Source organism: Leuconostoc falkenbergense (assembly GCF_014634805.1).
Classification (GTDB): Bacteria; Bacillota; Bacilli; order Lactobacillales; family Lactobacillaceae; genus Leuconostoc; species Leuconostoc falkenbergense.
The window spans coordinates 1-8,405 of record NZ_BMBS01000057.1 but is presented as its reverse complement, the minus strand read 5'-3'; the positions used below and the strand labels follow the sequence as shown (position 1 = coordinate 8,405).

The following is an 8,405-nucleotide window of genomic DNA, read 5'->3' as shown; positions in this document are numbered from 1 at the left end:
AGTAGTGCTTGATGACCAATTGCAGCATCATAAAAAGAAGCTAAATGCCTTGAAACACTTGACTTCTGGTAGAAAAAGTCATCGTATAATTACCTCGATAATTATCATACCACACAACAAATTGCTGACACCGTCCCTTGAAGCGCGATTTAAAAAGCGCTATATTGGACTTATTATTAAAAAGGAGTTCATTATGTCTTCAGAAATCACAACGCAATCAATTGCACAATTCCGTGAAGCAACAGCAACATCACAAAATGCAGTTGTTCGCCGTGCCGTCACCAAAAATGGTATTAACAATGCAAGTTACAATCAAGAAGTTGTTAATGCCAATGTTCCAACTTTCGCTATTGACCTTGATACAGGAAAAGTAGCGAATCAAAAGCAATCTGGTCGTTGCTGGATGTTCGCTGCTTTGAATACTATGCGTCATGATATGAAAGATATGTTTCATCTCAGCGACGAGTTCCAATTGTCTCAAAGTTATACTTTCTTCTGGGATAAATTTGAAAAAGCTAATTACTTTTATGAGAATATTTTAAATACTGCCAATGAGCCACTAGATTCACGTCGCGTCGCTTTTCTATTAGCCACACCACAACAAGATGGCGGTCAATGGGATATGATTGTTGCCATCATCGACAAGTACGGTGTCGTCCCACAATCAGCTTATCCAGAGTCGCAAGCTTCTTCTGCGTCAAAAGAGTTTAACACGACATTCAACACACTTCTGCGCCACGATGCTGTTATTTTGCGTGAACTAGTAGCTAATCACGCCGGTGAGCAAGAAATTGCAAATACACGTCAGAAAATGTTAGCAAATGTTTACCGCGTTCTGTCAATTACATTTGGTGAACCACCAGTCAAATTTGACTTTGAATATCGTGATGAATCAAAGAACTTCCACATCGAGCATGATTTGACACCAAAAACATATTTTGATAAATTTGTTGGTTGGAATTTGAGCAATTACGTTTCAATTATTAATGCACCCACAGATGACAAGCCATTTAATGCCACTTATAATGTTGATATGCTAGGCAATGTTGTGGGTGGACGAGAAGTTAAACATCTCAACGTGACTATCGATAAAATGAAATCACTTGCTATTGCACAATTGAAGGCAGGTCAAAGCGTCTGGTTTGGTGTTGATATGGGACCACAAGTAGATCGCGACAATGGTTTGATGGCGGACGGCGTCTTTGCAACTGACGCGCTATTTGACATTGATTCAACGATGACAAAGGCCCAACGCCTTGACTATGGCGAAAGTTTAATGACACACGCCATGGTATTGACCGGTGTTGATTTTGACGAAAATGGTCAACCAACCAAGTGGAAAGTCGAAAATTCATGGGGTGAAAAAGCCGGTAAAAAAGGATATTTCACAATGTCTGACGAATGGATGAGTGAGTATGCCTATCAAGTTGTCGTTAAAAAAGAATTCCTCGGCGCTGACTTAGTCGATATTTATGATAACGCTACGCCAAAATTGCTCGCCCCTTGGGACCCAATGGGTGCATTGGCTTAATATTTGGATTAAGGAGCGAAAATTTGGCATGTCGCTAAAAGAAAAATTGGAACGGTTACGTCAATCTGAAGACCAATCTATTTCAGATGATTTGTTAGATCTGATGATTACAAATATTGGCTCACTAGATTCAGAACTACGAGACACGTTAAATTACAACCTATTTGCAGAGGCAGTAACAGCTGGAAACTTAACATTAAAGCAACAGCAAGAAGTAACACAACGTTTGTTGCGTAATCGATTTTTACTCACCAACATTGATAATTCTCAGGACAATGAGTCCATTTTCAAAAGAAGTTTTACGGCACTCTTCTTGGCAGCGTTAGCTTATCGCCACAATAACTCGCCCTTTTTGTCTCAACAACAAGAACGTGAACTTATTAAACAAACGATTTCTTATTTGCAATTAGAACATGATTTCAGAGGTTTAACTTTACACGGCTGGGCTCATGGTATTGCACACAGCGCTGATTTGATTGATGAAATCCTTAATTTTCAATCATTAAATCACCAAGATATTATTGCATTATTGACTGCAATTAAAAATGTATTACATCGTCCATTTTTATTCACAGCCGATGAACCTGGGCGTTTAGTCATACCCATTTAGCATTTGAGTTATATCCAATTGATAACTGATAAAGAGTTGACAGAATGGCTAACCGACTTAAACCATATTAATGCAGATGAATTTGATGCTTATGGTAATGTTTCACTGTTCATGGTTAAGTTACAGTCTGTATTGCTTATCACGGAAAGTTCTGACCACCCTCTTTCAGAAGCTGTGAATCGCATCATTAAAAACAATTATCAACGTTTTGGATACCTTTAATGCTAGTCTTAAAAAGAAACATAGTGTTGTTTTTAACTAACCACTTTGGTTAATTTCGATGACCATTTTTCAATCTTTAAAATAAAAAAACGCGACATATCGGGTGTTTATCTTCCGGTATGCCGTGTTTTTATTTTGGATTCTTATGAAGGACGATTGCCACCTGTTTTAATCATAACCGCAGCTACCACACCACCAATTATCAACAGAATTGCATCCAGACGAATGACATTAATGAAACCATAATCAAATGCTTGTCGAACTGCTAATTCTAATTCATGGGCATAAGGCGTAGCTAAAATGCGCTTGCCAGTAATAATCGCATGTCCGGAAAAAGGACCTGCCTCAACCAAGACTTTGTGTAACGCCGTAATGATAGCACTGGGTACATGACTTAAAGTAACAAAATGATGCGCCAAACCCGATTGGTAGCCATCGGCTAATCGCAATCCTTGGAACACCACACCAAAACTAACGCCAACTTGCATGAAAGTCGAAATCATTCCCGAAGCCATCCCCATTTGATAAGGTTGGACCGACGACATCGCCGCTGTTGTCATTGGCGGATTTATTGAGCCACCTCCAATACCAATAATAATAAATGCAGGCCAGAAATCAGCAAATGTCGCTGTCTCGCTCGTCAATGCGCTCAAGGTAAACAAGCCAATCCCTATAAAGAAAGCTGAAAATGCCAGCATATAGCCATGTCGTAAACGATTTGTCAACATACCAGCGATTGGTCCTAAAATCAGTGAGAAACCTGATATAGTTGCTTGACGCAACCCAGTTTGCCAAGCTGTATAGCCGACATAGTTCTGCATAAAGGTAGAAAGATAAGCAAAAAAGCCATACAAACCAGCACCCAAGAAAAAGGCAATAATAACTGCTCCTGTAAATGAAGATGATTTGAACATGCTCAAATCCATCATGGGATTTTTAGCAGTTTTTTGTCGCCAAATGAACAATGCAAACAAGACAACGGCAGTAGCCAAGTAGCCAGCCACTTGAAGCTCACCCCAACCCCAATCAGTGTGCATTTCCTTTTGAACTAAACCAAAAACCAAAGAAAAGATTGTCCCAGCAGATAATAGCATACCCAAAAAATCGACTTGGCCACTAGCACGGTGGGCCTGTTTGTTAGAAATAAAAAGCCATGCCAAAATTATTGTTACGACACCAACCGGTAAATTAATTGTGAAAATAGATTGCCATGAAAACGCATCAACAAGCCAGCCACCTAACAGTGGACCCGAAGCAGTTGAAAGGCCAATGATCGAACTCAAAATGCCCAAAGCAATACCACGCTCTTTACCATCAAAACTTGTGCCAATTAAAGCAAATGATAATGACATGAGTGCAGATCCTCCGATAGCTTGGACCGCACGGAAAATATGTAACATGCCAATGGTCGTTGATGCAGCGTCAAGTCCTGAACCAATCGTGAAAATGACCAGTCCAACCATGAACATCAATTTACGACCATATAAATCACCTAATTTTGCCCAAATTAACAATAGCACTGAAAAAACTATTGTATATGAGGAAATAACCCATTGTAAATCTGAATATGACGCATTCAAACTGGTTTGAATACTAGGTAAAGCAACATTGACAACTGTCGTGTCAATCAAAGCCATAAACACCCCAAGTGAAATTGCAATTAACGCTAACCAGCGCTTAGGGTTTGTTTTTTCGTGTCCTGAATTTTGCATTATTCTAACTCTCTTTCAATCATGTCGACATAATCTAAATAGGTATTTGCTAAGGCCGCTTGCAATTTATTTGCTTGCAAAGCCGATTTGAAAAAGGATGCATCAGCGTGCTTGAGCATTAATTGACTAATATTTTCTGTGTAGCGGTCACGTTGCGCTTGTTTTTCTGCACGAAAAGCAGCTATGATTTGTTGTGCCAATTTGCTATCAACTAAGCACAAACTAGTGAGTTTAAATAAATAAACTTCGTCCATATGTGCATTATTTTTCACTGGTTCACGCATCAACTCAAAAAACCGATCACGTCCTACTGCTGTAACGTGTATTTTTTTCCTGCTATGCGGGTCTTCTATTATCATTAATTTGCCAGCGGTTTCCATTTTTTCTAATAATGGATATAGTACCCCAAAGCTAACTTTACGGTTTGCGCCTAAAATATTTTCCAGTATAAATCGTAATTTATATGCAGAATGATCAGCATACAATAATTGACCTAATATATATAATTCATACATAATGCCCTCCTTTATTATATCTTTTAGATACTTAAAACACAGTATATCTTTTAGATACTTTTGTCAATTATATTTGCATATAAAAAGAATCAACCTAAGTATAGGTTGATTCTTAATTAAATGCTTACATCATACCTGGCATACCACCTTGTGGCATTGCAGGTGCTTCTTCTTTAGGTTGTTCTGCAACAACTGCTTCAGTCGTTAGCAACAAAGCTGACACTGAGGCGGCATTTTGCAAAGCTGAACGCGTCACCTTGGTTGGATCAACGATACCAGCAGCAATCATGTCAACCCACTCGTCAGTAGCAGCATTGTAACCAAAGCCTTCTTTTTGATCTTTAAGCTTGTTGACAATGACTGAGCCTTCCAAACCAGCGTTTTCAGCAATTTGGCGAACTGGTGATTCAAGCGCCTTAATCACTGTGTTAATACCAGTTTGCACATCACCAGTTTCAGACAATGCCTCAACAGCTGAGATTGCGTTAACCAAAGCCGTACCACCACCAGCAACGAATCCTTCTTCAACGGCAGCACGTGTCGCATTCAAAGCATCTTCGATACGATACTTACGTTCTTTCAATTCAGTTTCTGTGGCTGCACCAACATTAATGACGGCAACACCACCAGCTAGTTTTGCCAAACGTTCTTGTAGCTTTTCACGGTCAAAGTCAGAAGTTGTTTCTGAAATTTGTTGTTTCAAAGTTGCTACACGTTCTGCTGTGGCTTGCTTATCGCCAGCACCTTCAACAATAGTTGTATTGTCCTTAGTAACATTAACCTTAGCAGCTGATCCAAGTTGTTCGATTGTAACATCTTTCAAGTTCAGGCCAAGATCATCAGTAATTACTGTACCACCAGTCAAAATGGCAATATCTTCAAGCTGTGCCTTACGACGGTCACCAAATCCAGGTGCTTTAACAGCTACAACATTGAATGTACCACGCATCTTGTTCAAAACCAATGTTGGCAATGCTTCACCAGTAATATCATCAGCAATAATCAACAATGCACGACCTTGTTCCACAACGCTTTGTAGGACTGGTAAAATGTCTTGAATATTGCTAATCTTCTTGTCAGTAATCAAGATATATGGATTGTCCAAGTTGGCTTCCATCTTATCATTATCAGTGACCATATATTGTGACATGTAGCCACGGTCAAATTGCATACCTTCAACAACATCCAATGTTGTTTCAATACCCTTTGATTCTTCAATCGTAATGACACCATCGTTACCAACTTTGTCCATCGCTTCAGCAATCAAATGACCGACTTCTTCATTAGCAGCTGAAATCGACGCAATTTGAGCAATTTCATCTTTTGTATTGACGGTATGTGACATTTCGTGCAACTTAGCAACTGCTGCTGCCGTTGCTTTTTCAATACCAGTACGAATACCAACAGGATTAGCACCTGCTGTCACGTTTTTTAGGCCTTCGCCAACAATAGCTTGCGTCAAAACTGTGGCTGTTGTTGTACCATCACCAGCGATGTCGTTAGTTTTTGAAGCAACTTCAGCAACTAACTTAGCACCCATATTTTCAAAGTGATCTTCTAATTCAATTGCCTTAGCGATTGTCACACCATCGTTAGTAATGGTTGGTGCACCATAAGATTGCTCTAAGACCACATTGCGACCTTTAGGTCCAATTGTTGTTTTAACTGTATCAGCTAACTTATCAACGCCGGCCTTCATCTTAGAACGTGCGTCTTCTGAAAACTTTAATTCTTTAGCCATGATTTAACTATCTCCTTTGATTTGATTATTATTCAACGATTGCAACAATGTCTTTTTCATGGAGTGACAAATAATCTTGCCCTTCAAATGACACTTCTTGCCCTGCATACTTATCAAACAAGACTTCATCGCCTACTTTAACTGTCAAATCACGAATTGTGCCATCATTCAAGACATAACCCGTTCCCGCAGCTACAACTTTACCAGTAACAGGCTTGTCTTTGGCATTACTTGCCAACACAATCCCACCGACAGTTTGTTCTGCAGCTTCCGTTACTTCAATAATCACACGATCACCTAATGGCTTCAACATGGATTCATACCTCCGAGATTTTTTCATTTTAGCACTCTTTATATGTGAGTGCTAAATACAACTATAAGTATATCACGCTGGTCACAAATGTCAACATTTTTTGATTCAAAATATCAAAATTCAGCCTCTATTTTTAAATAAAAAACTCGTCGGTCATCACGTCACCCACGAGTCATTATTCTATTTGTAAAAATTTTTTTCAGCGGTAAACTAATCAACAAAATTGTTGACAAAATAAGTAAAATGCCAATTAGTTGAAACCCTCTCAAGCGTGTCCCTAGCAATGTCACCGATAAGGTCGTTGCTACCAAAGGTTCAATGGTCCCTAGCAAACTAGCAGACGATGGCTTTAATCCAGCTAAACTCATGACATACAACGCATACGGTATCAACGTCCCAAATATGACAATTGCGATAACAATCCAGATATCTTGCAAGTCAACACCACTCGCAATACGCCACACTGGATGTATGAGATTAGCGACCAGTCCACCTATTAATAATCCCCAACCCACAATCACTAAAGGTGGCGTTTGATGTAACAGCGGTTTTGGGATCAAGGTATACCCCACCAAACCAAATGCTGAAATAACACCCCAATAAAGTGCTCTTGGATTGATTTTCAGATGGTTAATGTCACCATTAGTTACTAACAAGAAGACACCCAATAATGCCAAAATAATCGCAACAAACTCAAGACGTGATGGCCAACGTTTACTATATATACTCATCAACACAACAATAATTGCTGGTCCTAACGATAGAAAGACCGTTGCAGTGGCTGAATCCCCATAATAAACCGACAAAAAGAAACTTGATTGCGCCAGCAACACACCAAAAAGACCAAACAAAACGACCAAAAGTGCTGTATATGTATGTTGCCAAACCGAAAAAACAGCCTCTTTAGTAAATAAGGTCAGCACACAAAGAAAAATCGCCCCTGCACACAGCATTCTCACGCCTACCAGCCATTCTGGCGCCACGGCCTCTTGACGAAATAAAATACTGGCCAGTATACCACTAATGCCAAACAAAGTTGCACTAATAATACCACAAATTATACTTTTAAAAGATGACATATAGTGACCTCAATCTCTAAATTAAAAAATTCACACGTGATTTTATATTATCACAATTTTTATTAAGATTACATCATCGAAGTCAAAAATTTGTATCTTGATTCAGTAGCTATTAAATTAATCGACAAGTTAATGCCAATGAACGTTGCTGCGCTAGTCCCTCAAATCCATTACGCCTGTAAAACTTTTCAGCTGGCGTATGCATTTCTGTCTCTAAAATAATGGCAGGAATATCATTTTTTATCAAATCATTTTTGATTGAAGCGAGTAATTCAGTTCCAACGCCTTGTCCTTGATAGTTCGCATCAACAAAAAAATTATCCAACTGGTATTCAACACCCAAATGCCAAGGTTTCACATATCCCAGTGCCAAAGCTATGATGTGGTCAGATTTTTTATAAACATAGCATCGATTGGTATTCATTTCTAAAAGGCGGGTGATGTAACGAAAAATATCATCATAGTCATTCTGCTCACACCAAGGCGCCTTCGAAAATACGTCAATATATAACGCTGTTGCTCGTGCGATGTCCTCATTAGTCAAAAATGTGATTTCGGATTTCATAATATTTTTCCTCATTAAACATCTTAGCATATTTATAAAAAGGCAGATTGTAAAATTTAAGTTGAACATTTAAGTGGACAGAAAAACCCATCAAGGTCTTTAATGGTGTTACCACAA

The 8,405-nt window shown here is 38.9% G+C and carries 9 protein-coding genes; 3 read left to right on the top strand and 6 right to left on the bottom strand.

Annotated features, from left to right (window positions below; all coding sequences use genetic code 11):
- Positions 1 to 193 precede the first annotated feature (193 nt).
- From IEU71_RS09405 to IEU71_RS10220, 3 genes are read left to right on the top strand one after another with little or no spacing between them, the layout of a single operon-like run.
- Entirely contained in the window at positions 194 to 1,531 is a 1,338-nt protein-coding gene (locus tag IEU71_RS09405; protein WP_004914831.1) for a C1 family peptidase, read from the top strand.
- A 28-nt stretch (positions 1,532 to 1,559) separates the two neighbouring features.
- Entirely contained in the window at positions 1,560 to 2,141 is a 582-nt protein-coding gene (locus IEU71_RS09400; protein ID WP_004914833.1) for a DUF2785 domain-containing protein, read from the top strand.
- An 18-nt stretch (positions 2,142 to 2,159) separates the two neighbouring features.
- The gene (locus tag IEU71_RS10220; RefSeq protein ID WP_004914836.1) at positions 2,160 to 2,363 is read left to right on the top strand and encodes a hypothetical protein; all 204 of its coding nucleotides are present in this window, start codon (positions 2,160 to 2,162) and stop codon (positions 2,361 to 2,363) included.
- A 143-nt stretch (positions 2,364 to 2,506) separates the two neighbouring features.
- Here IEU71_RS10220 and IEU71_RS09395 read toward each other — a convergent pair whose 3' ends face one another.
- From IEU71_RS09395 to IEU71_RS09370, 6 genes are all read right to left on the bottom strand, one after another.
- Positions 2,507 to 4,075 (bottom strand): MFS transporter, encoded by a 1,569-nt coding sequence (locus IEU71_RS09395; protein ID WP_004914837.1) that lies wholly within the window; start codon positions 4,073 to 4,075, stop codon positions 2,507 to 2,509.
- Complete coding sequence (locus tag IEU71_RS09390) at positions 4,075 to 4,590, bottom strand: PadR family transcriptional regulator (RefSeq protein WP_004914839.1); 516 nt, start codon at positions 4,588 to 4,590, stop codon at positions 4,075 to 4,077. The genes IEU71_RS09395 and IEU71_RS09390 overlap by 1 nt, the downstream gene beginning before the upstream one ends.
- Before the next feature lie 124 nt (positions 4,591 to 4,714).
- Positions 4,715 to 6,331, bottom strand: coding sequence for a chaperonin GroEL (gene groL, locus IEU71_RS09385; protein WP_004914840.1), 1,617 nt, complete (start codon positions 6,329 to 6,331; stop codon positions 4,715 to 4,717).
- 28 nt (positions 6,332 to 6,359) lie between these two features.
- The gene (groES, locus tag IEU71_RS09380) at positions 6,360 to 6,644 is read right to left on the bottom strand and encodes a co-chaperone GroES (protein WP_004914841.1); all 285 of its coding nucleotides are present in this window, start codon (positions 6,642 to 6,644) and stop codon (positions 6,360 to 6,362) included.
- A 161-nt stretch (positions 6,645 to 6,805) separates the two neighbouring features.
- Positions 6,806 to 7,723 carry an EamA family transporter gene (locus tag IEU71_RS09375; protein WP_004914842.1) on the bottom strand — a complete coding sequence of 306 codons (918 nt, stop codon included), beginning with the start codon at positions 7,721 to 7,723 and terminating at the stop codon, positions 6,806 to 6,808.
- A gap of 112 nt (positions 7,724 to 7,835) precedes the next feature.
- Positions 7,836 to 8,288: a GNAT family N-acetyltransferase gene (locus IEU71_RS09370; protein WP_036067112.1), complete on the bottom strand. Its 453-nt coding sequence runs from the start codon at positions 8,286 to 8,288 to the stop codon at positions 7,836 to 7,838.
- Positions 8,289 to 8,405: the final 117 nt, after the last annotated feature.